21 protein-coding genes and 1 pseudogene are annotated in these 25,635 nt (G+C 70.3%); 6 read left to right on the top strand and 16 right to left on the bottom strand.

Features of this window, described 5'->3' with window-relative positions:
• Window positions 1-426: 426 nt before the first annotated feature.
• From LY40_RS06760 to LY40_RS06740, 5 genes are all read right to left on the bottom strand, one after another.
• On the bottom strand, window positions 427-786 hold the full coding sequence (locus LY40_RS06760) for an Imm1 family immunity protein (RefSeq protein WP_258936242.1): 360 nt from the start codon (window positions 784-786) through the stop codon (window positions 427-429).
• 172 nt (window positions 787-958) lie between these two features.
• A complete protein-coding gene (locus LY40_RS26345; RefSeq protein WP_258936241.1) occupies window positions 959-1,930 on the bottom strand; it encodes a GlxA family transcriptional regulator in 972 nt (323 codons plus the stop codon).
• A 12-nt stretch (window positions 1,931-1,942) separates the two neighbouring features.
• Window positions 1,943-2,551, bottom strand: a complete 609-nt coding sequence (locus LY40_RS06750; protein ID WP_258936240.1) for a cysteine hydrolase family protein — start codon at window positions 2,549-2,551, stop codon at window positions 1,943-1,945.
• A gap of 146 nt (window positions 2,552-2,697) precedes the next feature.
• Window positions 2,698-3,522: an ABC transporter permease gene (locus tag LY40_RS06745; RefSeq protein ID WP_258936239.1), complete on the bottom strand. Its 825-nt coding sequence runs from the start codon at window positions 3,520-3,522 to the stop codon at window positions 2,698-2,700.
• A complete protein-coding gene (locus tag LY40_RS06740; RefSeq protein WP_183778197.1) occupies window positions 3,519-4,454 on the bottom strand; it encodes an ATP-binding cassette domain-containing protein in 936 nt (311 codons plus the stop codon). Before LY40_RS06740 ends, LY40_RS06745 begins: the two co-directional genes overlap by 4 nt.
• Window positions 4,455-4,531: 77 nt before the next feature.
• On the opposite strand from LY40_RS06740, the gene LY40_RS06735 reads away from it, so the two are divergent.
• Together LY40_RS06735 and LY40_RS06730 are read left to right on the top strand one after the other, a co-directional pair.
• A complete protein-coding gene (locus tag LY40_RS06735) occupies window positions 4,532-5,326 on the top strand; it encodes a TetR/AcrR family transcriptional regulator (RefSeq protein ID WP_183778195.1) in 795 nt (264 codons plus the stop codon).
• A gap of 158 nt (window positions 5,327-5,484) precedes the next feature.
• Window positions 5,485-6,420 (top strand): neutral zinc metallopeptidase, encoded by a 936-nt coding sequence (locus LY40_RS06730; RefSeq protein ID WP_258936238.1) that lies wholly within the window; start codon window positions 5,485-5,487, stop codon window positions 6,418-6,420.
• Between the two features lie 16 nt (window positions 6,421-6,436).
• Here the strand turns inward: LY40_RS06730 and LY40_RS06725 are convergent, their stop codons facing one another.
• Window positions 6,437-7,321: a PP2C family protein-serine/threonine phosphatase gene (locus tag LY40_RS06725; RefSeq protein WP_307876538.1), complete on the bottom strand. Its 885-nt coding sequence runs from the start codon at window positions 7,319-7,321 to the stop codon at window positions 6,437-6,439.
• Window positions 7,322-7,615: 294 nt separating this feature from the next.
• Between LY40_RS06725 and dnaE the strand changes: the two genes are divergently transcribed.
• A complete protein-coding gene (gene dnaE / locus LY40_RS06720) occupies window positions 7,616-11,182 on the top strand; it encodes a DNA polymerase III subunit alpha (protein ID WP_258936237.1) in 3,567 nt (1,188 codons plus the stop codon).
• Between the two features lie 203 nt (window positions 11,183-11,385).
• Window positions 11,386-12,798 (top strand): MFS transporter, encoded by a 1,413-nt coding sequence (locus LY40_RS06715; protein WP_183784749.1) that lies wholly within the window; start codon window positions 11,386-11,388, stop codon window positions 12,796-12,798.
• On the opposite strand, the gene LY40_RS06710 is transcribed toward LY40_RS06715, so the two are convergent.
• The 5 genes and pseudogenes from LY40_RS06710 to LY40_RS06690 form a co-directional block, all read right to left on the bottom strand.
• Window positions 12,791-13,537 carry an SIR2 family NAD-dependent protein deacylase gene (locus LY40_RS06710; RefSeq protein WP_183778188.1) on the bottom strand — a complete coding sequence of 249 codons (747 nt, stop codon included), beginning with the start codon at window positions 13,535-13,537 and terminating at the stop codon, window positions 12,791-12,793. The genes LY40_RS06715 and LY40_RS06710 overlap by 8 nt on opposite strands.
• A 266-nt stretch (window positions 13,538-13,803) precedes the next feature.
• Window positions 13,804-14,430, bottom strand: a pseudogene (locus LY40_RS06705) (DedA family protein); the annotation flags it as partial.
• 120 nt (window positions 14,431-14,550) lie between these two features.
• Window positions 14,551-15,564: a lipoyl synthase gene (gene lipA / locus LY40_RS06700; protein WP_183778187.1), complete on the bottom strand. Its 1,014-nt coding sequence runs from the start codon at window positions 15,562-15,564 to the stop codon at window positions 14,551-14,553.
• Between the two features lie 37 nt (window positions 15,565-15,601).
• Window positions 15,602-16,555, bottom strand: coding sequence for an oxidoreductase (locus LY40_RS06695; protein WP_258936236.1), 954 nt, complete (start codon window positions 16,553-16,555; stop codon window positions 15,602-15,604).
• A 382-nt stretch (window positions 16,556-16,937) separates the two neighbouring features.
• Window positions 16,938-17,474: a hypothetical protein gene (locus tag LY40_RS06690; protein ID WP_258936235.1), complete on the bottom strand. Its 537-nt coding sequence runs from the start codon at window positions 17,472-17,474 to the stop codon at window positions 16,938-16,940.
• A 153-nt stretch (window positions 17,475-17,627) separates the two neighbouring features.
• On the opposite strand from LY40_RS06690, the gene LY40_RS06685 reads away from it, so the two are divergent.
• Both LY40_RS06685 and LY40_RS06680 read left to right on the top strand, forming a co-directional pair.
• A complete protein-coding gene (locus tag LY40_RS06685; protein WP_183778184.1) occupies window positions 17,628-18,230 on the top strand; it encodes a TetR/AcrR family transcriptional regulator in 603 nt (200 codons plus the stop codon).
• A gap of 348 nt (window positions 18,231-18,578) precedes the next feature.
• Window positions 18,579-19,511 carry an LLM class F420-dependent oxidoreductase gene (locus LY40_RS06680; RefSeq protein WP_183778183.1) on the top strand — a complete coding sequence of 311 codons (933 nt, stop codon included), beginning with the start codon at window positions 18,579-18,581 and terminating at the stop codon, window positions 19,509-19,511.
• A gap of 88 nt (window positions 19,512-19,599) precedes the next feature.
• On the opposite strand, the gene lipB is transcribed toward LY40_RS06680, so the two are convergent.
• The 5 genes from lipB to lpdA all read right to left on the bottom strand — a co-directional run bounded on the left by lipB (window position 19,600) and on the right by lpdA (window position 25,522).
• Window positions 19,600-20,343 carry a lipoyl(octanoyl) transferase LipB gene (gene lipB, locus LY40_RS06675; protein ID WP_258936234.1) on the bottom strand — a complete coding sequence of 248 codons (744 nt, stop codon included), beginning with the start codon at window positions 20,341-20,343 and terminating at the stop codon, window positions 19,600-19,602.
• Entirely contained in the window at window positions 20,340-21,017 is a 678-nt protein-coding gene (locus LY40_RS06670; RefSeq protein WP_258936233.1) for a phosphatase PAP2 family protein, read from the bottom strand. Before LY40_RS06670 ends, lipB begins: the two co-directional genes overlap by 4 nt.
• Before the next feature lie 12 nt (window positions 21,018-21,029).
• On the bottom strand, window positions 21,030-21,917 hold the full coding sequence (locus LY40_RS06665) for a TIGR01777 family oxidoreductase (protein ID WP_183778177.1): 888 nt from the start codon (window positions 21,915-21,917) through the stop codon (window positions 21,030-21,032).
• A 347-nt stretch (window positions 21,918-22,264) separates the two neighbouring features.
• Window positions 22,265-24,091: a 2-oxoglutarate dehydrogenase, E2 component, dihydrolipoamide succinyltransferase gene (sucB, locus tag LY40_RS06660; protein ID WP_258936232.1), complete on the bottom strand. Its 1,827-nt coding sequence runs from the start codon at window positions 24,089-24,091 to the stop codon at window positions 22,265-22,267.
• A gap of 57 nt (window positions 24,092-24,148) precedes the next feature.
• Complete coding sequence (gene lpdA / locus LY40_RS06655; RefSeq protein ID WP_183778173.1) at window positions 24,149-25,522, bottom strand: dihydrolipoyl dehydrogenase; 1,374 nt, start codon at window positions 25,520-25,522, stop codon at window positions 24,149-24,151.
• Between the last annotated feature and the right edge of the window lie 113 nt (window positions 25,523-25,635).

Here is a 25,635-nt window from a genome sequence, read left to right as displayed (position 1 = left end):
CACCGGCGAGCACGACCGCACCGAACGCGACCATGGCCGGGGTAGCAGATCAGGCGGGCGACGATCCAACTCGGCGGAGCGGACGAGGCGCGAGTGCGGGCGACGGTAGGAACGGGCGAGACTGTCGAACATGGCGAGTGCACTCCGATGTCGAGGGGCAAGGAGTGCGCCGTGCAAAGAAGATCGTTTAGCGAACCCATAACTTTGGGTGCAACGCTCGTGGCCGACCAGCATTCATGCAGGTCGAGCACACCGCTCGGGCCAACATGTCTTACAAGCAGGGGGTCGCTGGTTCGAACCCAGCTGTGCCCACCATATTTGACCAGCGGAAACGCTGATTCGGGGCTGCGTTTGCTGCGTGCACGAACGCACCGCGACTCGATAACTTCGCCCCATGCGTGACAACGGGAGTCGTTGATCCCGTTGTCACGACCGGTCTTCGGCCCACTGTATGCAGGTCGGCCGCTGACCGGTTACGACGAACTCGCCTACGACGCGGTGCATCGTCTCGACGGGCGCCTCGGCGCCTGCCTCCTGCGGGTGGTGGTGGCCGTCCCACGTGAAGTAGTCGATCGGCTCGGTGTTCACGCCATCGGCGGGAACGAGCATGGTGTCCCAGTCGGCCCACACGAGGCATCCGCGGTCGCCGCGGATGCCCACGATGAGCATCCGGTCGTCGGCGCGAGGTCGAACCGCACGCCCGCGCCGTCGGGCCGGGCGATGTCCGGCCTGGGCCATGACGCGCAGCAGCTCGTTTGTGTCGTCGACGGTGGCGACGTCGTGCAAGCCTGTGGTGTGAGCGCGGACGTCATGCGGTCCCCCGTGGGTCTGCGTGAACGGCTGGCCGGTCTGTCGCGCCGTGCACGGTCAGGGTGTGCCCGGTCGGAAGGCAGCGCGGCAGCACCGCGCGGCAGCTGAGGGAACCGGCGACACCTTCGGGGCCTGCCGGAATCGCTCCTCACGCGTGCGGAGGTGCGTCCGCGACCGTTGCCGTGTCGTCGCCGTGCGCCGCCTGCGTGCGGATGCGGCGCAGCATGCGGGCATCGGCGAACCCGACCGCGTGGGCGGCGGCCTCTGCGGTCGCCCCCTGATTGAGCAGGTGGTCGGCGCGTTCCAGCCGGAGCGCGTGCTGGTATCGCAGCGGCGTCAACCCGGTGGCGCGTACGAACAGCCTGGTCACCGTGCGCTGGCTGCAGCGCGCCGCCTCGGCGAGGGTGGCCAGCGGGAGCGACTCGGTGAACCGCGCGTCGATCACGTCCTGCACCCGGTGCACCGCATCGTCGAGATGCCCGCGGTGCCGCAGCATCACGCTCTCCTGGTGCTGATCGCCGTTCCTGCGGGCGTAGACGACCATCTCGCGCGCCACCCGCGCCGCGACGCCGGGACCCTCCCGGGTCGCGAGCAGGTGCAGCGCCAGGTCGATACCGCTCGCGACGCCCGCCGACGTCACGACCCGCCCGTCGGTCACGAACAGCACGTCCCGCACCACGCGGGCAGTCGGGTAACGCCGCGCGAGCTCGTCCTGCAACTCGTGGTGCGTCGTGCAGCGGCGCCCGTCGAGCAGCCCCGCACGCCCGAGCGCGTCGGCTCCGGAACACACGCTCGCGACCGTGCCGCCGCCGCCGTGGTGCCGCCGCAGCCGTTCGGCCGTCTCCGGGTGCACCGCAGGCCAGCCGGGTGGCCGGCCGATGCGCGATCCCGGCACCACGACGAGGTCCCCGGCGTAGAGGTCGGGCCACGCGGTCTCGGCCCGCAACGGCAAGCCCTGGGCGCTGTGGACGTCCCCGCCGTCGTCGCGGGACCAGGCGGGCTGGGCCACGTAGTGCAACGCGTGGTCGCAGCCGAGCTCGGCCGCGGTGGAGAACACCTGCGCCGGTCCCGCGAGGTCCAGCAGGTGCAGCTGCGGCAGGAGCACGAACACGACACGCACGATCCGGTCAGCCTACGCCGGCCAGCCCGAACCGGTCACCTCGGCGACGCTGCGGATCGTGGCGAACCGTCCGGACAACGCGTACTCGGTGCGCGCGATGATCTCGCCGGTCTGCAGGGTGCGCGGGTCGGCGAGGAGCTCGCCGACCGAGCGCCCTGCTGGAGCGTCGCGGTGCGCGACCGGATTGGTCGCCGTGGCGTCTGTGACGAAGTCGACGTCGTAGCCCAGGTCGGCAGCGATCCGCGCGGTCGTCTCACAGCATTGCTCGGTCCGGATGCCGCACACCGCGAGCTCCCGCACTCCCAGGCGGGTCAGGATCCGATCGAGACCGGTCGTGGTGAACGCGTTGTGTGCCGTCTTGGTCAACACCGGCTCGTCCCCGGCCGGTGTCAGGTCCGCCATCGGACGGACGTGCCCGCTCGAAGGGTCGAAGACGTTGCCGGTCCCCGGTTCGGTGTGCAGCACCCACACGACCTGGTCCCCCTCGGCCCTCGCGTGGTCGACCAGCGTGGACACGGGCGCGACGATGTCGGGATTCGAGATCGTCGGCCACAGCTCGTGCCGCCGGAACGACTCCTGCACGTCGACGACCAACAGCGCGCGATTCCCGGATCCGTTCATGCCTGCGAGTCTGGTGCGGCCCGCGTCACGGCGGAAGGCACGATCAGGCCGGTCGGGTGCACGATCCGGTCAGCCTCACCGCCGCGAACGCGGCATGAGTGGCATCGACGGAGTGGCATTGCCGCTTTGGCACGCCGTGGCCGGTGTCAGCGGGCGATCTTCCTGGGGAAGAGCACGGCGGCGAGCCACACCGCGACGGCGATGAACCCACCGCACCAGAGGAGGCCGATCCACCATTCGTCGCCCGGATTCCCGCCGCTGAGCAGGACGCGGGAGGCGTCGATGATCGGCGTCATCGGTTGATGACCCGCGAAGCCCTGCAACCATCCGGGCATCGTCTCCACCGGCGCGAAACCCGAGGAGACGTAGGGCAGGAACAGCAGCACGAAGCCGTAGCCGCTCGCGGCCTCCGCCGACCCGGCCACCATGCCCAACACGGCGAAGACCACGGTGATCACCAGGATCCACAGCGCGATGAGCCCGACCGCGCCCGCGAACTCGGCGATACCCACCTCGGTGCGGAACCCCAGGCCGAAGGCGATGGCCAGCACCACTCCGGTGGCCAGCAGATTGCGCACCATCGACGCCGCGGTGTGCCCCAGCAGCACCGTCACCGCGGGGAACGGCATCGTGCGCAGCCGGTTCATGAACCCGGTCGTCATGTCGTTGGAGACGACGACGGCGGTGTACGACGCGCCGAAACCGGCGGCCGTGAGGGCGACGGCGGGCAGTACGTACGCCAGGTAGTCGCTGCGGTCGCCGCCCTGCCCCGCGGCGATGGACTCGCCGAAGATGAACACGAAGATCAGCATGAGCATCACCGGGAGCAGGATCGCCATCAGCAGCGACTCGGTGTCCCGGAACGAGTGCTTCAGGCTGCGGCCGGTGAACACGCGCAGCCCGGTCAACGCTCCGGCGCCGTTGCCGGGGGACGCGGCCTGCACCTCTCTCGGTGGTGTCGTCGTGGTCATGCCGCCACCTCTTCCCGGTCCGCGTCTTTCTGATCTGGGGCGCCGGCCTGTTCGCCGGTGAGTTCGAGAAACACCTCGTCGAGGGTGGGGCGGCGGACGGTCACGTCCACGTCGGGCCGAGTGCGCGCGACGGTGTCGAGGTGGCGGGCGACGTCGATCGCCGACCCGCGGGTGGGGATCTCCTCGAGGATGTGGCCCGCGTCGTCGTGGAGCTGGATGGTCGACCCGCCGATCCGGCCTTTCAGCTGCGCCGCGGTGCCGTCGGCGACGATGTTGCCTTCGTGGAGCACCACGATGCGCTCCGCGAGCGCGTCCGCCTCTTCGAGGTACTGCGTGGTGAGGAAGACCGAGGCCCCGGAATCGGCCAGTGCGGTGATCTCGTCCCAGAGGGCCTGCCTGCTCCGTGTGTCCAGCCCGGTCGTGGGCTCGTCCAGGAAGATCAGCTGCGGGTGTGCGATCAGTCCGGCCGCGATGTCCAACTTGCGGCGCATGCCGCCGGAGTAGGTCGCGACGCGTGCGTGCGCTGCCGTGCTCAGTTCGAACCGCTCCAGCAGGTCGTCGGCGCGTCGCTGGGCATCGCGGCGGGAGAGCCCGAAGAGCTGGCCCATCATGAGCATGTTCTCGGTGCCGCTGAGCTTCTCGTCCACGGCTGCGTACTGCCCGGTCAGCGAGATGAGGCCCTGGAGGGTTTTCCGGTCCCGCCGCGGGTCAAGGCCGAGCACCCGGACCTCGCCCGAGTCGTAGGGGAGGAGGGTCGAGAGGATGTTGACCAGGGTCGTCTTGCCCGAGCCGTTGGGGCCGAGCAGGGCGTGGACGCCGGGCGGCAGCGTCAGGTCCAGGTCGGTCAGCACGCGGTGCCGGCCGTAGCTCTTCGACAGCCCCCTGATCCGGAGGAGTGGCGTATCGGTGTACGCCGGATCTGTGTATGCCATACACCGAGTATGTCATACACTGTTTATTACGTACACTCGTGGCGGCCGGTGGTATCGGTGATGAGAAGATGCGCGGCATGGTCGAACCCACCGAGACCGGACTGCCGCGACCCGTCACCGTCGCCTGGGGTATGCAGGAGGTGCCCCAACGCGGCCCGAACCGCGGACTGAGTCACGAACGGATCGTGGCCGCCGCCATCGAGATCGCCGACACCGAAGGGCTGGCCGCGGTCACCATGCAGGCGGTGGCGAAGTCGCTCGGGTTCACGACGATGTCGCTCTACCGGTACGTCTCCGGCAAGGACGAACTGCTGCGCCTGATGCAGGACGCCGCACTCGCCGTGCCGGAGCAGGTCACCCTGCCCGGCGACTGGCGTGAGGCGCTCCGGGCCTGGGCCGGTCTCGTGCGTGACGGCTTCCGCGGCCACCCGTGGGTACTGGGAATTCCCCGCGGTCAGATCTCGGTGCTGATGCCGAACAGCGTGCGCGTGGCCGATCTGGGCCTCGCCGCGCTGCGGGAGCTGCCGCTCGACGACGAGGAGAAGGTCGGCGTCATCCTGATGGTGTCCCAGCACGTGACGTCCACTGTGGAGCTGGAACTGAGCCTCGCCGACGAGGGCACCGTGGCGGTGTCGCGGGAGGGCCTGGACCTGCTCGGCGAGGTCATCACGCCGGAGCGGTTCCCGCACCTGGCGCCCGTGCTGCAGGCGGGCCACTTCCTGGACACCGAACCCGCAGCCACCTCGAGGGAAGGCGCCGAGGTCGACCACGGACTCGACGCCGACTACGGCTACGGCCTGGATCTGATCATCGCGGGCCTCGAACAGCGGGTGCGCGACGTCTCGTCCGGCGCGGCCGACGACGACGTCTGAACGTCGGCCCTGACGGTCACCGCGGCGACCGGTCCCGGGGTGAGGCCGCCGCATCGGGCGCGGCCGCTGCGCATGGACCGGACAACCGCGCGACGGGTTACGCTCGACGGCGCCCCGGCCGTTTCCCCCGACGGCCTCACCCCGACCCGAGGTTGTCCGTGGACCCCGACGACACCAGCATCGGACGCGCCGGTGCGGACCACCCCGAGCCCGCATCCGCGCGCGGTACGCGGTCGCGCTGGCTGCCCGTGGCGATCGCGGTGGCGGCGGCCCTGCTGATGCTGGCCGCCGTGGTCGTCGTCAGCGACCTCGCCGCGGGTGACGGCGACACGGCGTCGGACATCACGCCCGCTGCCGATCCGAGCGCTCCGGACTCGGCTGCGACCGCGCTGCGCGACAGCGGGGCGCAACTGGCCACCGTCGACTGCGACCCCGCCGACCTGCGACAGGGCCGCGACGCCGCCCGTGCCTACTACCGCGACGTGCTCGACTGTCTCGACCGCGCGTGGCGGCCGGTGCTCGATCGCATGGGGGTCGAGCACCGGCCTGCGTCCGTCGACGTCGCCGACGTCCGCACGACCGAATGCGGCGAACTGCCGCCCGCCGACCGTGCGCTCGGCCTGTACTGCGACGCCGACCACACGATCCATCTGCCGTACTCCCGGCTGGCCACGGCCGTCGGCGGCACGGACGAGCCCGCGTTCCTCGCCACGCTCGCGCACGAATACGGCCACCACATTCAGGCGCTCACCGGTGTGTTCACCGAGGCGGGCAATGCGATGTCCGATGTGGGCGCGGCGGCGGAGAGCGAAGTGGGCAGGCGGTTCGAACTGCAGGCGACCTGCTTCGCGGGTCTGTTCCTCGACGCCGCGCGCGACACCGGGTTGGGGGATCCGAGCCGCGGTCCCGAGGTCGCCGTGCAGGACTTCGCCGATTGGAGCGGCGTCGAGAGCCACGGCGGTGCCCGCCTGCAACAGCAGTGGGCCTCCACCGGATTCACCGGCGACTCGGTCGCCGCGTGCGACACCTGGAGCGCCCCCGCCGCCGACATCGGCGGCGCGGGGGAGCGGAGTGGTGCGCCCGCGTCACCGTGAGCGCACGTGCGGGCCGTCAGTCCGACTCGGTTGCGGTTCCGCCGCCCGCGCCGGCCGTGTCGGTGTCATCCGTGCTGCCGGTGTCAGCTGCGTCGGCGTCGCCGGTGTCATCGCTGGCGTCGGCCGCGTCCTCGTCGCCGGTCGACCCGTCGCCGGCAGCCGGGTCGACCACGTGCACCACGACGCACGTGATGTTGTCCGGACCGCCCGCCTCGTTGGCCAGTTCGATGAGTGTCGCCACGGTGTCGGCAGGCTCGTCGGTCGAGCCCAGGACCGCGCCGATCTCCTGGATGGACACGACGTCGGTGAGCCCGTCGGAGCACAGCAGGTACCGGTCACCCGGTTGCGCCTCGTGCATCTCGAGGTCCGGCTCGGCCGCCTGGCCCGCCAGTAGCGCCTTGATCAGCACCGACCTGCCGGGGTGTACGGCCGCGCTCTCCTCGTCGAGCTTGCCCTCGTCGACGAGTGACTGGACGAGCGTGTGGTCGCGGCTCAGCTGCGTCAGCTCGGCGCCCCGCAGCCGGTAGGCACGCGAGTCCCCGATGTGCCCGAGCGCGAACTCGCGGCCCAGCCACAGCATGACGGTGAGCGTGGTGCCCATGCCGGAGAGTTCGGGGTCGGCGCCGACCCGCTCGTCGAGCACGCTGGAGGCCTGCGTGAACACGGCGGCCAGTTCCTCGAGCGGGTTCAGGTCACCGTTCTCGGCGAGCCGGGTGTCGAGCTCGCCGACGGCGTCGACCGCGATCGCGCTGGCGACCTCGCCCGCCGCGTGCCCGCCCATGCCGTCGGCCACGGCGACCAGGTGCGCGGTCGCCAGCGCCGAGTCCTCGTTCCCGCTCCGCCGTTGGCCGACGTCGGAGCCTGTTGCGCACCTCAGCTCGAGCGCCTCGTCACGTGTCATGTCTGCAGTGAACCATCACCGCCGCGCGCGTGTGACGGTGGCACGGGAAGAACGGGGCATTTCGCGCACATCACCCTGACCTCGTGGGGTGAATGATCGCGTTCGGCCGCCGGATCGGTGCGTATCGTGATCGACTCGGTGGCATTCCGTGGTGGCTCCGACAGGTGGTGCGAATCGCACTCGACGGGCGTCCGGGATGTCGTCGCGTGAGCCCGACGGCGGCCCATTAGGGTGGGCACTTCACCGAGTTTCGCGGGCCCGCGCACGCGCGCGGTCGAAGGGGAGGTTTCGCCGGTGTCCACGGATTCCTTCGTCCACCTGCACGTGCACACCGAGTACTCCATGCTCGATGGTGCGGCGAAGATGGCTCCGCTGTTCCAGGAGGCCTCGCGGCTCCAGATGCCGGCCGTCGGGATGACCGACCACGGCAACATGTACGGCGCCGACGAGTTCTACCAACAGGCGAAGCAGGCGGGCATCAAGCCGATCATCGGCATCGAGGCCTACATCGCGCCGGAGAGCCGTTTCCACAAGAAGCCCGTCTTCTGGGGGCAGAGCAACCAGCGCGGCGCCGACGAGTCCGGTGAGGGCGGTGACGTCTCCGGTGGTGGTGCCTACACCCACATGACGATGCTCGCCCAGAACGCGACGGGGCTGCGGAACCTGTTCAAGCTGTCGTCGCTGGCGAGCATGCAGGGCTACTACCGCAAGCCCCGCATGGACCGCGAGCTGATCGCCGAGAACGCCGAGGGCATCATCGCCACCACCGGCTGTCCTTCCGGTGAGGTGCAGACGCGGCTGCGGCTCGGCCAGCCGGAGAAGGCCTTGGAGGCCGCGGCCGACTACCGGGACATCTTCGGCAAGGAGAACTTCTTCCTCGAGTTGATGGACCACGGCCTGGCCATCGAACGTTCGGTGCGCGAGGGCCTGCTGAAGATCGGCAAGGAACTCGGGCTGCAGCCTCTCGCCACCAACGACTCGCACTACGTCACCAAGGACCAGGCCGACGCGCACTCGGCGCTGCTGTGCGTGCAGTCCGGCAAGACGCTGTCCGACCCCAACCGGTTCCAGTTCAACGGCGACGGCTACTTCCTCAAGTCGGCCGAGGAGATGCGCGAGTACTGGGACTCCGAGGTGCCCGGCGCGGCCGACGCGACGTTGATGATCGCCGAGCGTGTGGAGTCCTATGAGGACGTCTACGCGCACAAGGACCGGATGCCGCGGTTCGAGGTGCCGGAAAGCTACAACGAGTCGAGCTGGCTGCACCACGAGGTCATGCGCGGTCTCGAATGGCGTTTCCCCGAGGGCGTTCCGGACGGCTACGAGGAACGCGCCGAGATGGAGCTCGGCGTCATCGCGCAGAAGGGTTTCCCCGCCTACTTCCTCGTCGTCGCCGACCTCTGCAACTACGCCCGCAGCGTCGGCATCCGCGTCGGCCCCGGTCGTGGCAGCGCGGCGGGCGCGCTCGTCGCCTACGCACTCGGTATCACCAACCTGGACCCACTGCCGCAGAACCTGCTGTTCGAGCGGTTCCTCAACCCCGAGCGCGAGTCGATGCCCGACATCGACATCGACTTCGACGACCGCAGGCGCGGCGAGATGGTCCGTTACGCGACCGAGAAGTACGGCGCCGACAAGGTCGCGCAGGTCATCACGTTCGGCACGATCAAGACGAAGGCCGCGATCAAGGACGCCGCCCGCGTCCATTACGGCCAGCCGGGCTTCTCGATCGCCGACCGGATCTCGAAGGCCCTGCCGCCGCCGATCATGGCCAAGGACATCCCGCTGGCCGGCATCGTCGACCCGGAGCACGAGCGTTACGGCGAGGCCGCCGAGGTGCGCTCGCTGATCGAGAGCGACCAGGAGGTCTCGACGATCTTCGAGACCGCCCGGGGGCTCGAAGGCCTGATCCGCAACGCGGGTGTGCACGCGTGCGCGGTCATCATGTCCAGCGAGCCGCTGGTCGACACGATCCCGCTGTGGCAGCGCGACGACGGCGCGGTCATCACGGGCTGGGACTACCCGTCCTGTGAGGCCATCGGCCTGTTGAAGATGGACTTCCTGGGGTTGCGCAACCTCACGGTCATCGGCGACGCCATCGACAACATCAAGGTCAACCGCGGCGAGGAGATCGACCTCGACCGGCTGGGCATGGACGATCCGGAGTCGTACAAGCTGCTGGGCCGCGGTGACACCCTCGGCGTGTTCCAGCTCGACGGCGGCGCCATGCGCGATCTGCTGCGCCGGATGCAGCCCACGGGCTTCGACGACATCGTCGCCGTGCTCGCGCTGTACCGGCCGGGTCCGATGGGTGTGAACGCCCACAACGACTACGCCGACCGCAAGAACGGGCGGCAGGAGATCACCCCGATCCACCCTGAGCTCGAAGAGCCCCTGAAGGAGATCCTGGCCTCGACCTACGGCCTGATCGTCTATCAGGAGCAGATCATGCAGATCGCTCAGAAGGTCGCCGGTTACTCCATGGGCCGAGCGGACGTGCTGCGCCGGGCGATGGGTAAGAAGAAGAAGGAGGTCCTCGAGAAGGAGTTCGAGGGCTTCCACGCCGGCATGCGCGACCAGGGCTTCTCCGACGAGGCCATCCAGGCGCTGTGGGACACGATCCTCCCGTTCGCCGGGTACGCGTTCAACAAGTCGCACGCCGCCGGGTACGGCCTGGTCTCGTACTGGACGGCCTACCTCAAGGCGAACTACCCGGCCGAGTACATGGCCGCGCTGCTGACGTCGGTGGGCGACAACAAGGACAAGTCGGCGGTCTACCTGTCGGAATGCCGCAGGCTCGGCATCAAGGTGCTGCCGCCGGACGTCAACGAGTCGGGTCCGCGATTCACGGCCGTCGGCGACGACATCCGCTTCGGCATGGGCGCGGTGCGCAACGTCGGCGGCAACGTCGTCGACTCGATCATCAAGACCCGTGAGGAGAAGGGCAAGTACTCCTCGTTCACCGACTTCCTCGACAAGTCGGAGCTCGTGGCGTGCAACAAGCGCGTCCTCGAGTCGCTGATCAAGGCGGGCGGGTTCGACTCGCTCGGCAACACGCGGCTGTCGATGGTGCGGGTGCACGAGGACGCGGTCGAAGCGGTCGTCCCGCTGAAGCGCCAGGAGGCGATGGGACAGTTCGACCTGTTCGGCGCGGGAGCGCCGGACGAGGGCGCAGAGGCCGCCGCATCGTCCTCGCCGCTGGCGCACCTGAAGTTCGACGACGAGGAGTATCCGCGAAAGCAGAAGCTCGCCTACGAACGGGAGATGCTCGGCCTGTATGTGTCGGGCCACCCGCTGGACGGCGCCGAGCGGATCCTGCGCAAACACGCGAAGAAGCCCATCGCGGCGATCCTCGCCGACCCGCCGAAGGAAGGCGAGATCGAGATCGCAGGCCTGCTGACCTCGGTCGAGCGGCGCGTCAACAAAAAGGGTGAACCGTGGGCGATCTGCACCGTCGAGGACATGGACGCCTCGCTCGAGGTGCTGTTCTTCCCGAAGTCGTACGCGATCTTCGCCGCCGACCTGGTGGAGGACAACGCGGTCGTCGTCAAGGGACGCGTCAACTGGCGTGAGGACAAGATGTCGGTGTTCGGCGGCGGTCTCGTGCCGCTGGACCTGTCCGACATCGCCGCGGGCGACGAGGAACCGCCGCTGATGCTCGTCGCCTCGGCCGAGAAGCTGGACCAGAGCGTGGTCGTCGAGCTCAAGCAGACGCTCAAAGCGCATCCGGGGGAGACGCCGGTGCGGCTGAAGCTGGTCGGCAAACGCGAGACGCTGTTCGCGCTGTACGACTATCCGGTGAAGGTCAGTTCGATGCTGATGGGCGAGCTCAAGGGCATCCCGGGCATCATGGCCGGCTGACGTCCGGGCGGCCGCCCCAAGGGCACCTTGGGGGCGTTCGACGCCCCGGAACCTCCCTCGACCAAGCTCCGCCACGGTGGCCGGCTGACGCCGGCGCTCGCGATCGCCGCCGCGCCCGCCTGACGTCGGGGTCCTACCGTGGCGATGTGAGCGAAACCGACGTAGCCACACCGGATCCGCGACGCTGGCGGGCCCTCGCCGTCATGCTGACCGCCGGGTTCATGTCGTTGCTCGACGTCAGCATCGTCAACGTCGCATTGCCGTCCATCCAGGACGCTCTGGACGCGACCGTCGCGGGCACGCAGTGGGTCGTGTCCGGCTACGCGCTGACGTTCGGGCTGGTGCTCGTCACGGGCGGCCGACTGGGCGACGAGCTCGGCAGAAGGCGGATGTTCCTCTTCGCACTGTCGGCGTTCGTCGTCACCAGCGGCATCGCGGGCGCCAGCTCGAGCGAGGGCATGCTGATCGCGGCGCGGTTGGCCCAGGGTGTCGCCGCCGGCATGCTCGCGCCGCAGAACACGGGACTGATCCAGGAACTGTTCCACGGCGCCGAACGGGGCAGGGCGTTCGGCATGTTCGGCGCTACCGTCGGCCTTTCCACGGCCGTCGGCCCGGTGCTGGGCGGGCTGATCATCGCGGCGTTCGGCGACGACGGCTGGCGCTGGGTGTTCTACGTCAACCTGCCGATCGGCCTGGTCGCGCTGGCGTTGGCGGCACGGTGGGTGCCGAAGCGGGAACCCGCACGCCGCGGTGTGGTCTCGCAGCTGGACATCCCCGGCATCGTGCTGCTCGGCCTGGCGGTCCTCGGGGTGCTGTTGCCGCTCGTGCAGTCGGAGCACGGCGGACTGACCTCGCTGTGGTGGATGTTCCCGTTGGCCGGAGTGTTCGCATGGCTGTTCGTGGCCTGGGAACGCGCGGTCGTGCGGCGCGGCCGGATGCCGGTGCTGCACCCACGGCTGTACACGAGCACGCCCGGCTATGCCCTCGGTGCGACGGTCGGTGCGACGTACTTCTGCGGGTTCGGCGGTATGTGGCTGGTGTTCGCGATGTTCTTCCAGCAGGGACTCGGCTACTCGCCGTTGGAGTCGGGACTGCTGGTGACACCGTTCGCGCTCGGCTCCGCCGTGTCGTCGGCGCTCGCCGGCCGTGCGGTCGCCCGATGGGGCAGGCGGGTGACGCTCACCGGGCTCGGCCTCGTGGTGATCGGCGTCGGGCTCGTCGCCGTGTTGGTGCCACTCGTGCCGGACGCCGCGGTCGGCTACGCGGTCGCGGCGCCGCTGCTGCTCGGCGGCATCGGCGGCGGCATGGTGATCGCGCCGAACACGACGCTGACCCTGGACCGCGTGCCGACGAACATGGCCGGCGTGGCCGGGGCCGCACTGCAGACGGGGCAGCGGCTCGGCACGGCGCTCGGCGTGGCCGTGCTCGGTGCCGTGTTCCACGCGGGCGTGACGGGCGGCGAGGGCTACCGCACCGGCCTGGCGATGGCCATGCTGTGCACGGTCGGGTTCACGCTCGTGGCGATGACCATGGCGCTGTTCGACGCGCGGCGGCATCCGCAGCGCAGGCTCGCCGGCCAGCAGGCTCCGGCCTCGCGCGAGGGCCCGCTCACGTGAGCTGCGGCAGCACCTCGGCCAGCGGCTCGCGCAGCACCACGTCCGCGAGGTCGTCGTACGGAGTGGGCGAGGCGTTGCAGATGATCACCGATGCGCCGGTGCCCACGGCGATGTCGACCAGCCCGGCCGCCGGATGCACGGTCAGTGACGTCCCCGCGGCCACCAGCACGTCGCAGGAGATCGCGGCGACGCGGGCGCGGTCGAGCACGTCGGCGTCGAGCGCCTGACCGAACGAGATGGTGGCGGATTTGAGGATCCCGCCGCACACGGTGCACGGCGGATCGTCCACACCGGAGCGCACCCGGTCGAGCACACCTGCCATGTCCCGCCGATCGCCGCAGCCGAGACATTCGGTGTGGAACATCGTGCCGTGCAGTTCGATGACCGTTTCCGGATCCGAGCCGGCCCGCTGGTGCAGTTCGTCGATGTTCTGCGTGATGATCGCGGTGAGCGCGCCGCCGCGTTGCAGAGCGACGAAGGCGTCATGGGCCGGATTGGGCTTCGCCTGCCACGCCGGGTGGCCGAGCCGGGCCTGCCAGGCGCGCCTGCGGACGTCGGCGCTGGCGAGATAGTCCTGCAGGTTCGACAGCTTCTCGGCCTCGGGGTCCCGTGTCCACAGTCCGTTCGGGCCGCGGAAGTCGGGGATACCGGAATCGGTCGATATCCCGGCGCCGGTGAGCGCTGTGATGCGGCTCGCACCGGTGACCAGGTCGCGAGCGCGCCGGAGGTCGGCGTTCATGCGTTCCATGATGCGCCCGGCCGTCGTCGAGTCGGCAGGGCGGGCACCGGACCGTCTCAGCCCGGGGAGGTCGACGGCCGGTCGTCGGGATCCGCTCCGGTGGCCGGTGTGGCCGCACCATCGGCAGGGGAGGCGAGGGCACCCTCGCCGTCGGCCGTGACGGCGGTGGCGGCAGTGGCGGACCCATCGGTGGTGATGGCACCGTCGGCGGTCACGGCCGTGGCGGCACCGTCGGCGGTGATGGCACCGTCGGCGGTGACCGCGCTGTCGGCAGGGGCCATCGCCGTCATCGCCTTCTTGCGCTTGTACCGCAGCAGCGCGAACACGGCGACCGCCGCGAGGACGCCCACCACGATCATGCCGCCGGTACTCATGGCGTCCTCGACCTGCTTGGCCGCTTCACCGAGCGCCGCACCCAGCGCGATGTGCAGGGCGGACCAGCACGTGGCCCCCGCGACCGCGGCAGGCAGGAACTTGTGGAACGGCAGTCCGGACGTGCCGGACGCGGCCGGCGTCAGCGTGCGCACGACGGGGAAGAACCGGGCGAAGAACACCGCCCATGCGCCGCGGCGCTGGAGGATGCCGGTGGCCTTGTCCCACGCGTCGACGCCGTATTTCTGGATCAGCTTCGTCTCGCGCAGCTTCGGCCCGAAGCGCCTGCCGATCGTGTAGCCGATCGAGTCGCCGATGCCCGCGCAGATCGTCACGACGATCCACAGAATGAGGAACCGCGGCACCGTGGTGGCGGTTGTGGCCGCGATCAGCAGTCCCGACTCTCCCGGCGCGAGGAACCCAAGGCCGATCGTGCATTCGAGCAGCACGAGCAGACCGGTCGCCCCCACCAGCGCCGGTTGCGGCAGGCTCTGCAGCCAGTTCAGTAAGTCGGTGACCACTGTTTACCCCTGTTCGTCATCCCCACCAGACGCGGCCGCCGAAACAGGTCGCCGCGTGTGCGAGACGACACTATCGGTCGGCGCGCACACGCGGCGTCAGGGATCACCCGGAAGTCCGGGTCAGGACGAGGACTCGCGGGCCAACACGCTGCTGGCCTCCTGAGCCGCGGGCGCTTCCGCAGCCAGGTGCTGCAGGTTCTCGGAGAGCTCCTCGCCGCGGTGCGCCTTGGTCTTCGCGTAGAGCTTGCCGGCGCGGTACGACGAGCGCACGAGCGGACCCGCCATGACCCCGGGGAATCCGATCTCCTCGGCGGCCTTGGTGTGCTCGACGAATTCCTCCGGCTTGACCCAGCGGTCGACCGGGTGGTGGCGCGGCGAGGGGCGCAGGTACTGCGTGATCGTGAGGATCTCGCAGCCCGCGTCGAACAGGTCCTGCATCGCGGGCGCGACCTCGTCAGGCGTCTCGCCCATGCCGAGGATCAGGTTCGACTTGGTCACCAGCCCGGCCTTGCGGGCCTCGGTGATGACCTGCAGCGAACGCTCGTAGCGGAACCCGGGCCGGATGCGCTTGAAGATGCGCGGCACGGTCTCCGTGTTGTGGGCGAGCACCTGCGGCTCCGAGCTGAACACCTCGGCCAGCTGGTCGGGATTCGCGTTGAAGTCCGGGATCAGCACCTCGACGCCGGTGCCCGGGTTGAGCTGGTGGATCTGGCGGACCGTCTCGGCGTACAGCCACGCGCCGCCGTCCTCGAGGTCGTCCCGGGCGACGCCGGTGACCGTCGAGTAGCGCAGGCCCATCGCCTGCACGCTCTCGGCGACGCGGCGCGGCTCGTCGGTGTCGAGCTCGGCGGGCTTACCGGTGTCGATCTGGCAGAAGTCGCACCGGCGCGTGCACTGGTCACCGCCGATGAGGAAGGTGGCCTCGCGGTCCTCCCAGCACTCGTAGATGTTGGGACAGCCCGCCTCTTCGCACACGGTGTTCAGACCTTCGCGGCGGACGAGTCCCTTGAGTTCGGTGAACTCGGGCCCCATCCGGGCTCGGGTCTTGATCCACGACGGCTTTCTCTCGATCGGGGTCTGGCTGTTGCGCACCTCGAGACGCAGCAGCTTCCGACCCTCCGGCAACGCAGTCACGGCCCCCACCCTACGCGCCCGCGCGGAGCCGACAAGGTCATGCCGGGTCGGGCGTGACCCCCGTCAACTCGGCCGTGAGTTCCCACAACGCGGTACCGGCTGCCTGGTCGGTGGCCGTGGCGAGCGGGCGGACCGTGCCGGGACGGCCGCGCATCTGGCCGGGACCGAGCGGGCCGAAGTAATCGCCGCCGGAGACGCCCGGTGCGGTCGCGGCGTAGAGCTGCGGTGCGGCTCCCTGCTCGGTGTTCTGCGCCAGGAGTAGCCCGCCGAGCCGTCCGCCGACGTTCATCACGGTGCGGAGCACGCCGTTGCGCTGCGCCCGCGCCATGGCCGGTGCCAGGCCGGTGTCGCTGTAGCCGGGGTGAGCGGCGACGCTCACGACGTCGTCGCCCGCGGCGCGCAGCCTCCGGTCGAGTTCCAGCGCGAACGCCTGGTTGGCCAGCTTGGACTGGCCGTAGGCCGCCACCGGGTTGTAGCGACGGTGTTCGAAGTGAGGGTCGGCGGTGTCGATGCGTCCCGCGCGGGCGGCGAGGCTGGAGACCGTGACGACGCGTGCGTGCTGGCGCGCGCGCAGTGCGGGCAGGAGCAGCCACGTCAGCGCGGCGTGGCCCAGGTGGTTGGTGCCGAACTGGAGCTCGAACCCGTCGCGGGTCGTCTCGTGGGGCGGGGCCATCACGCCCGCGTTGTTGACGAGGATGTCGAGACCGTCCCCGGTGCGGTCGCGGACGTCGGCGGCTGCCCTGCGGACGGAGGCCAGGTCGGCGAGGTCGAGTTCCACCAGCTGCGGCTCGGTCGCCGCGCCTGCCGCGATCGTCGCGAGGGCCTGCTTGCCGCGTTCGGGGGAGCGGCAGGCGAGCAGCACGGTGGCGCCCCGTGCGGCCAGCACCCGGGCGGTGTGCAGGCCGAGGCCCGAGTTCGCGCCGGTGACCAGCACCGTCCTGCCGCTCTGGTTCGGGATGTCGGATTCGGTCCAGATGTCCGTGCGCGCCATGGCGACAACCTACCGGTGAGTAGCGAGGACGCGCCAGCTGAGCTGCCGTGCCGCCACGGTTGACGCGCAGCCACGGTTTCGCGTGGTGAGCTTCGTGGAGTCGGCCGCTCGGCCGAGCTCGATCGGAACGATGGGCCGAGCCGGAGATATCGGAACGATGGGCCGAGCCGGAGATGTGGCCGCATGCCGGCTGTCGCCGTGTCGGGCCTGCGGGCATGCGTAAGGCCAGGGTCCCGGTAACGCTCCGGGTGGCACCTGGCCTTGCGGCTCGCCCGACACCGCGTGATGTCGAACTCCCGGCCGGGAGTCCGCAGCGTTGGCCCGCCGCGGTGCATCGCCCGGATCGGTGCTCGGACTCGGATGCCGGACTCGGATGCCGGGCTCAGCCGGCCGGGGCGAGCTTGCGGAGGAGCTGGCCGACCGGATTGCGGGGCGCGGCATGGTCGGACGCACGGGTGCGCATGAGTTCGACGAGGGTGTTGCCGACCTGCGTGACCTCGTCGGCGGGTTCGCCGGGTTCGGCGAGTCCTGCCGTGATGGCCAGCATGCGCAGCTGCGCCTCGTGGGCACGGCGCAGTGGCGGATGGTCGTCCAGGTGTGCGTCCAGCACGGCGCGCAGGGTCGCGTGGTCGGAGCACGTCTTGCGCCATGCGCGCGACACGGCGTCGACATGGTCCGCGTCGCGGCCGCCCGGCAGGTCCGCGGAGTCCTCGGGGCCGCCGACCTCGGTGCGCAGTCGCCCGCTGAGTGCCTGCTGCCAGCGATAGTGCAGGGCGAGCAGCACCTTCTCCTCTGTGCCGAACTCTTCGGTCGCTCCCGGGATCTCGGCGATCGACAGTGGCGCCTCGGGATTGCGCCGGGCGCGGCGCACGACGGTGTCGAGGATGTCGCGTCGTCTGTAGTAGTCGTTCCAGCTCATGGGATCCCCCTGTTGCGTGGTTTACGCGACTCTGGGTCGGGACACATGGTCATACCGCGGGTTTGCGGCATACCGTGGGTATGGAGCCGACAGCACGAACATACCACCGGTATGGCGGTGGGAAACCCGAGTACAGTTGTGAGCGTGGTGACAATGCGGTCCAGGCGTGACGATTACTCGGAATCGACGCGAGCTGCCCTGGTCAAGAGTGCCGTCAGGCTGTTCACGGAACGCGGCTACGCGGGCACGTCGCTCGACGAGATCGCGAAGCGCGCGCGTGTGACGAAAGGCGCGCTGTACCACCATTTCAGCGGCAAACAAGCGGTGTTCGAGGCCGCGTTCGACGAGGTCGAAAGCGACGTCAAAGGGCGGCTGGAGAAGATTCTGAGCGGGCCGGAACCGCCGTGGGACCGCGCACTGAACGGGCTGCGCGAGTTCATCGGCAGCTGCCTCGACCCGGCCTACCAGCGGCTCGCGTTGCAGGAGGCACCGGTCGTCATGGGCTGGGCGCGCTGGCGCGAGGCCGAGGACCGCTACAGCTTCGGGCTCATCAAACAGGCGCTGCAGGACCTCATCGATGCGGGCGAGGTGCTCGCCGTGCCCGTCGAGGTGACGTCCCGGCTGCTGTTCGGCGCACTGTGCAGCGCAGCCACCGAGATCGCCCACTCCACCGACCAGCGCAAGGTCGGTGACGAGATCGAGGACGTGGTCGTGCGGCTGCTGAACCAGGTGCGCAGACCTGCCGCCGACGCATGACCGGCCGGCGCGAAGGGGACCGCGCCGAGGGGGCAGGCCGGGGACCGCGCCGAGGGGGCAGGCCGGGGACCGCGCCGAGGACGCTGCCGCGCGGTAGCGCGTCGTCGGGGCGGTGGTTGGGCGACGGGCGAGTGCAGAACTCACGGTACTGAGTGACTCACGGTACTGAGCGCAGATCTCGTGATGCTGAACGCAGAACTCGCGGTGTTGCGTCCAGAACTCGATGCGGCGGCCCGCCCGTCTCCCACCGCCGCCCAAGCGGACGCGCTGCGCGCGACCTTCTAGCCCGCCCGTCTCCCGCCGCCGCCCAAAGGGACGCGCTGCACGCGACCTCTTAGTCTTTGGACCGTGGAACTCAGGATCTTCACCGAACCCCAGCAAGGCGCCGACTACGAGGACCTCCTCCGGGTCGCGAAGGCAACCGAGGACAACGGCTTCGGCGCGTTCTTCCGCTCCGACCACTACCTGAAGATGGGTGACGCGTCCGGCCTCCCGGGGCCGACCGACGCGTGGCTCACACTCGCAGGTCTAGCCCGTGAGACCTCGACCATCCGGCTGGGCACGCTCGTCACTGCGGCGACGTTCCGGCATCCCTCCGTGCTGGCGATCTCCGTGGCGCAGGCCGACCGCATGTCCGGCGGCCGCATCGACTTCGGTTTCGGCTCCGGCTGGTACGCCGACGAGCACACCGCCTACGGCATCGACCTGCCGCCCACGAAGACACTGTTCGACCGCTACACCGAGCAGCTGGCTGTCATCACCGGCCTGTGGGACACACCCGAAGGGGAGACGTTCTCGTTCTCCGGCGACCACTACACGCTCGACGGCGCCCCCGGCCTGCCGAAGCCGGCGCAGCGACCGCACCCGCCGGTGATCCTCGGCGGCGGTGGCAAGAAGCGCACGCCCGCGCTCGCGGCGCGCTACGCCGACGAGTTCAACACCCCGTTCATGGACGCCGAGTCGGCGGCGGCGCAGTTCGAACGCGTCGACGTGGCCGCGAAGGAAGCCGGTCGCACCACGCCGGTCCGCCGGTCCGCCGCACTCGTCGTGGCCGTCGGACGCGACGAGGCCGAGATCTCCCGGCGTGCGAACGCCATCGGGCGCGAGGTGCCGGAACTGAAGCAGAACGGCCTCGCCGGCACACCCGCCGAGGTCGTCGACACGATCGGCCACTGGCGTGAGAAGACCGGCGTGTCGCGGCTGTACCTGCAGGTCCTCGACCTGTCGGACCTCGACCACCTCGAACTCATCGGCTCCGAGGTCGCCCGCCAGCTCGACTGAGCACCCGCGACGATGGGTGGGGTACCGGACTGCCCCCAGGGGCACTTTAGTTGCACTCAACGCAACCAAAGTGCCCTTGGGGGCATTCTCAGTTCTGGAGGGCGAACGTGACGCCGGGGGCGGATGGCTGCTGGCGGGGGAGCCAGCGGTCGTCGCTCACCGGCAACTCACCGTCGAGCGCCGCCAGCACCGCATCGCGCGCGTACGGCAACGCCTCGGCGACCGGCACGTCACGGCCGAGCTCCTTCGACAGCGACGTCGTGCCCGCGTCGCTGATGCCGCACGGCACGATCCGGTCGAACGCGCTGAGGTCGGCGTTGCAGTTGAGCTCGAATCCGTGCATGGTCACCCCGCGCTGCACGCGGATGCCGATCGCGGCGATCTTGCGTTCCGGGCCGCGGTCGTCGGCCGGCAGCCACACGCCGCTGCGGCCGTCGACACGGCCCGTGTGCACACCGAAGGTCTCGCACACGTGGATGAGGGCCTCCTCGACCCGGCGGACGTACTGCACCACGTCGACCGGGTCGGCCAGCTTCACGAGCGGGTAGCCGACGAGCTGTCCCGGCCCGTGCCAGGTGATCCGGCCGCCGCGGTCGACGTCGATCACCGGCGTGCCGTCGGTCGGCCGGTCCTCGGGCTGGGTGCGTTTGCCCGCCGTGTACACCGACGGGTGCTGCAGCAGCAGCATCGTGTCCGGACCGGTTTCGTCGGCGCGGGCGTCGGCGTACTTGCGCTGCAGTTCCCACGCCTCGAGGTAGTCGATCGTGCCGATCTCCCGCACGTCGACCGGGTCGGAAGCGGTGCGGCAGGAAAGGTTCGCGTTCGCAGTCACGGAGCCGACTCTACTCCCGGCCTTCGTGGCGGGACCGGCGTCAGTCGCAGCGCCACCGTCGTCACCAGGCCGGCACCGGCGACGCCGACGACCGCGCCCACCGTGTCGGTCAGCCAGTGCACCTCCAGCACGATGCGGCTCGCCGCGCACACCGCGACGGCGACGCCGGCCGTGGCGGCAGCCCGGCGGCGCAGCTGCGGCGCCACCCACGCCGTCAGCAGCCAGACGGCGAACCCGGTCGCCGCCACCGAGGTGACGTGTCCGCTGGGAAAGGCCCAGTCCGGGAACTGCCGGGGCCGGTCGCGCGCGAACAGCGGTTTCGCCACGGCGCTGACCATGCGACATGCGCCGAGCACGACGAGGACACGTACCAGCAGGCCCGCGAGGTATGGATCGGACCGGCGGTACCGCAGCGCGGCCACGACGAGGGCGGCGGCCAGCAGGAGGGGCAGAACCGGGCCCAGCACCATGCCGACGACCGCCGCGACGTCACCGGCCGTGGTGCGCCACACGCCGTGCAGGCCTTCGGTCAGCGCGCGATCGACGCCCGTGCCGTCACGGGCGACGAGGCCGAGCGCGGTGAACAGCACCAGCAACGCGAGGCCGGTGCTCGTCAGCCGGGTACGGCCCGTCCCCGGGTGCGGCCTGCGCGTCGACGTGGGCGGTCCGGGCATGGCATCGGAACGTCATCGGGTGACTGCGGCCAGCGCCTGGTCGATGCGTGGGTGGCTGAACGTGAATCCCGCCTCGGGCAGTCGGGACGGCACGGCACGGGGGCCCGACAGCAGCATCTCGTCGGCCGCTTCGCCGAGCACGGTCCGCAGCGCGAAGCCCGGCACGCGCCACGGTGTCGGACGGCGAAGCGCCTCGCCCAGAGCTCGGGTGAACTCGGCGTTGGTGACCGGTTCGGGCGCGGTCAGGTTCACGGGGCCGGACACTCCGGCGCCGCGCAGCAGCCACTCCATCGCGGCGACGTGGTCGTCGAGCCCGATCCACGGGAAGTACTGCTTGCCGTCACCGAGCTTGCCACCGAGGCCCAGTCGGAACAGCGTGCGCAGCGGGGCCAGCAGTCCGCCGGTGGACGACAACACGGGGGACGTGCGCAGCAGCACGACGCGGGCGCCCGCGCGCACCGCCGGCTCGGTGGCGGACTCCCACTCGCGGCAGAGGTCGGCGAGAAAACCGGATCCGGTCGGCGCGGTTTCGTCCACCTCGCGGTCGCCGGTGTCGCCGTAGACGTTGATCCCGGAGGCATTGAGCAGCACCGGAATCCCGTGACGGGCTACGGTCTCGGCGATGACCTCCGTGGGCTCGACACGGCTGTCGACGAGGTGCTGTTTCCGGGCGTCGCTCCAGCGGCTGGACGCCAGCGGCGCGCCGCACAGGTTCACCACGGCGTCGACACCGTCGAACGCGCCGTCGTCGATCCGTCCTGCGGGTGGCTCCCAGCCCCGTTCGTCGGCGGCCCGCGGGGTGCGCCGGACCAGCCGCAGCACGTCGTGTCCGGCCGTGCGCAGCCGCGTGACCAGCGCCCCGCCCAGCAGTCCGCTCGAACCCGCGACCATGACTCGCATAACGCCCCACCCTATCGGTGATGCGCCCCCGCCGCGCCGCTGTCGCTACGGACGGGCGTGGTCGAGGACGTCACGTCGTTCTCACCGCGCCGGCGTACCGGAGCCGCGCGGAATGCGCTCAACCCTCGACGTCGCATCATCCGGCGCGACGATGAATCGAGGGTCTGAACCCGATGGCGGCACCGGGTTCAGACCCTCGATTCGGTTACGGGCTCACGCCCGATTCTGCAGTTGTGCCCCGGACGATTGGTGCTCCGGCCGATTTGTGCTCCGGCCGATTTGTGCACTGACCGATCGGTGCATGCCCGATCGGGTTGTCCCCGGCGCGGCGCCGGGGACAACCGGTGTCAGAGGCCCAGCTCGTCCTCGAAGTTGCCGTCCTCGAGACGCTGCTTGATCGTCGTCACGAAGCGGCCCGCGTCGGCACCGTCGATCAGCCGGTGGTCGTAGGTCAGCGGCAGGTACGACATCGACCGCACGGCGATCGTGTCGTTGCCGTCCTCGTCGGCCACCACGACCGGGCGCTTGACGACCGCGCCGGTGCCGAGCATGCCCGACTGCGGCTGCACGATGATCGGCGTGTCGAACAGGGCACCGTTGCTGCCGATGTTCGTGATCGTGAACGTGCCACCGGTGAGCTCGTCCGGCGTGACCTTGTTGGTGCGCGCCCGCTCGGCCAGGTCCGCGATGCGGTGGGCCAGGCCGGACAGGCTCAGCTCACCGGCGTCGTGGATGACCACCGACAGCAGCCCACGCTCGGTGTCCACGGCGACGCCGAGGTTGATCGAGCCGTGGTAGGTGATCTCCTTCGTCTCCTCGTTGTAGGAGGCGTTGACGTTCGGGTGCTGCTTCAGCGCCTCGACCGTGGCCTTGGCGAAGAACGGCAGGAACGTCAGGTTCACACCTTCGCGCTCGCGGAACGCCGACTTGGCGCGCTGACGCAGCTTGGCGATCTTGCTGACGTCGACCTCGTGCACCTGCGTGAGCTGCGCCGAGACCTGCAGCGACTCCTTGGTCTTCTCCGCGGTGATCTGGCGGATCCGGTTGGCCTTCTGCACGGTGCCGCGCAGTGCGGCCTTCTCCGCGTCGGAGACCGGCGCCGCAGCGGCGGGCTTCGACGGTGCGGCCTGCGCCGCCGGGGCCGTCGATCCGGCCGGCGCGGCGGCCGGGGCCTGCTGCTGCTTCGCGTCGACGGCGGCGAGTACGTCCTGCTTGCGGATACGGCCGCCGACACCCGAACCGGTCAGGGTCGACAGGTCGATGCCGTGCTCGGCGGCGAGCTTGCGCACCAGCGGCGTCACGTACGGCGTGCCACCGCCGTCACCCTGTGCCGGAGCCGGTGCGGACTGCGCCGGCGCGGCGGGTGCCTGAGCCTGCTGGGCCGGAGCCTGCTGGGCGGGCGCCTGCTGGGCTGGGGCGCTCGGGGCCTGCTGTGCGGCAGGGGCGGGAGCCTCCTGCTGCGGTGCCGGGGCCGGTTCGGGCTCCGGCGCGGGCTCCGGCGTCGGCGTGGATGCGGGAGCCGGTGCGGACGGTGCCGCGTCGGCCGAGCCGATCACCGCGAGCTGACCGCCGACCTCGACGGTCGTGTCCTCGCCAGCCGAGATCTCCAACAGCGTGCCGGCGACCGGTGAGGGCACCTCGGTGTCGACCTTGTCCGTGGAGATCTCGAGCAGCGGCTCGTCCACCTCGACGGTGTCGCCGACCTGCTTGAGCCACCGGGTGACGGTGCCCTCGGTGACGCTCTCGCCCAGTTCGGGCAGGGTTACCGGGCTGCCGGATGCGGAGCCACCGGAAGCAGCCGCGGGCGCAGCGGCGGGTTCCGGGGCTGCCGCCGGAGCGGACTCGGCAGGTGCGGACTCGGCGGGTGCGGGCGACGCTGCGGGTGCCGACTCCGCGGGCGCGGCCGGCGCAGCGGGTGCCGACTCGCCGCCACCGGAGCCGTCGTCGACCAACGCCAGCTCGCCGCCGACCTCGACGGTGTCGTCCTCCTTGGCGATGATCTTCTGGACCGTACCTGCGACGGGCGAAGGGACCTCGGTGTCGACCTTGTCGGTGCTGATCTCCAGCAACGGCTCGTCGACCGCGACCGACTCACCCTCCTGCTTCAGCCACCGGGTGACAGTGCCCTCCGTGACGCTTTCCCCGAGCTCCGGCAATGTGACGGAGTACGCCATCGTTTGCTGACTCCCTTGGTTCGTTGTCGATGTTGGTCTTGGGTGCGAGCCGGGGCGTCAGCCGTGGACGTGCAACGGCTTGCCCGCGAGTGCGAGATGTGCCTCGCCGAGCGCCTCGGACTGGGTCGGGTGGGCGTGGATCAGCGGAGCGACGTCCTCGGGGAAGGCCTCCCAGTTGTAGATCAGCTGCGCCTCGCCGATGAGTTCGCCGACGCGGTCGCCCACGAGGTGCAGCCCCACGACCGGTCCGTCCGGCGCCTTGACCAGCTTCACCGCGCCGGAGGTCTTGAGGATCTGGCTCTTGCCGTTGCCGCCGAGGTCGTAGGTGAACGCCTCGACCTCGGCGCCGTACTGCTCCTTGGCGGCGGCCTCGGTGAGGCCAACGGAGGCGACCTCGGGGTGCGAGTACGTCACCCGCGGGATGCCGTCCTCGTCGATCGGCGACGGGTTGAGTCCGGCGATCTCCTCGGCGACGAACACGCCCTGCTGGAAACCGCGGTGGGCCAGCTGCAGGCCCGGGACGATGTCGCCGACGGCGTAGACGTTCGGGTTGCTCGTGCGCAGGCGCTCGTCGGTGACGACGAACCCGCGGTCGAGCTGGACGCCCGCCTCCTCGTAGCCGTGGCCCGCGGTGTTGGGCCCGCGGCCGACGGCGACCAGCAGCACGTCGGCCTCGAGCGTCTCGCCGGACTCGAGGGTCACCGTGACGCCGCTGTCGTCCTGCTTGGCCTCGGTGAACTTCACGCCCGTCTTGTAGCCGATCTTGCGGCGGCGGAAGGCGCGCTCGAGCTGCTTGGAGGCGAACTCGTCCTCGTTGGGCACGAGCCGCGGCAGGGCCTCGACGATCGTCACGTCGGTGCCGAAGGACGCCCACACGCTGGCGAACTCGACGCCGATGACGCCGCCGCCCAGCACGATCGCCTTCTTCGGCACGTAGTCGAGCTGGAGGGCTTCCTCGCTGGCGATGATCCGCCCGCCGAGCTCCAGGCCCGGCAGCGTCTTCGAGTACGAACCGGTCGCCAGGATGATGTTCTTGCCGGTGTAGCGGGTGCCGTCGACCTCGACGGTGGTGCCGCCGACGTAGGTTCCCGAGCCTTCGACGAAGGTGACCTTGTGGGCCTTGGCCAGCCCCTGCAGACCCTTGTACAGCCGGGTGACGATGCCGTCCTTGTACTTGTGGACCCCGGCCATGTCGACGCCCTCGAGGGTGGTCTTCACGCCGAACTGCTCGCCTTCGCGGGCCGAATCGGCGACCTCGGCGGCGTGCAGCAGCGCCTTGGTCGGGATGCACCCTCGATGCAAGCAGGTGCCGCCCAGCTTGTCCTTCTCGATCAGCGTGACGGACATGCCCAGTTCGGCGGCCCGGAAGGCCGCGGCGTAACCGCCCGATCCGCCACCCAGGATCACCAGGTCGGCTTCAGCGTCGCTCACTTGTCCAACTCCCTCGCGCAGGTTTCCTCCGGCACCCGGTCGGCCCTGTGAACACTACGCGGCGCTGTGGCGCGTCGGCTGTCCACGCGGCCTCCCAGAGGGTGTCTGTGGTG

The organism is Prauserella salsuginis, assembly GCF_024648885.1.
Taxonomy (GTDB): domain Bacteria; phylum Actinomycetota; class Actinomycetes; order Mycobacteriales; family Pseudonocardiaceae; genus Prauserella; species Prauserella salsuginis.
The sequence above is the reverse complement of the archived record's forward strand: the minus strand, read 5'-3'. Positions and strand labels throughout refer to the sequence as shown.

Bases quoted from the DNA above. Each gene is read 5' to 3' on its own strand.
- sucB (WP_258936232.1), bottom strand. From the start codon at position 24,091: ATGGCGTACTCCGTCACATTGCCGGAGCTCGGGGAAAGCGTCACGGAG.
- LY40_RS06750 (WP_258936240.1), bottom strand. From the start codon at position 2,551: ATGAACGGATCCGGGAATCGCGCGCTGTTGGTCGTCGACGTGCAGGAG.
- LY40_RS06670 (WP_258936233.1), bottom strand. From the start codon at position 21,017: ATGCCCGGACCGCCCACGTCGACGCGCAGGCCGCACCCGGGGACGGGC.
- LY40_RS06685 (WP_183778184.1), top strand. From the start codon at position 17,628: ATGCGGTCCAGGCGTGACGATTACTCGGAATCGACGCGAGCTGCCCTG.
- LY40_RS06710 (WP_183778188.1), bottom strand. From the start codon at position 13,537: ATGAACGCCGACCTCCGGCGCGCTCGCGACCTGGTCACCGGTGCGAGC.
- LY40_RS06735 (WP_183778195.1), top strand. From the start codon at position 4,532: ATGGTCGAACCCACCGAGACCGGACTGCCGCGACCCGTCACCGTCGCC.
- LY40_RS06740 (WP_183778197.1), bottom strand. From the start codon at position 4,454: ATGGCATACACAGATCCGGCGTACACCGATACGCCACTCCTCCGGATC.
- LY40_RS06695 (WP_258936236.1), bottom strand. From the start codon at position 16,555: ATGGCGCGCACGGACATCTGGACCGAATCCGACATCCCGAACCAGAGC.
- LY40_RS06690 (WP_258936235.1), bottom strand. From the start codon at position 17,474: ATGAGCTGGAACGACTACTACAGACGACGCGACATCCTCGACACCGTC.
- LY40_RS06665 (WP_183778177.1), bottom strand. From the start codon at position 21,917: ATGCGAGTCATGGTCGCGGGTTCGAGCGGACTGCTGGGCGGGGCGCTG.
- LY40_RS06725 (WP_307876538.1), bottom strand. From the start codon at position 7,321: ATGACACGTGACGAGGCGCTCGAGCTGAGGTGCGCAACAGGCTCCGAC.
- LY40_RS06745 (WP_258936239.1), bottom strand. From the start codon at position 3,522: ATGACCACGACGACACCACCGAGAGAGGTGCAGGCCGCGTCCCCCGGC.
- LY40_RS06715 (WP_183784749.1), top strand. From the start codon at position 11,386: ATGCTGACCGCCGGGTTCATGTCGTTGCTCGACGTCAGCATCGTCAAC.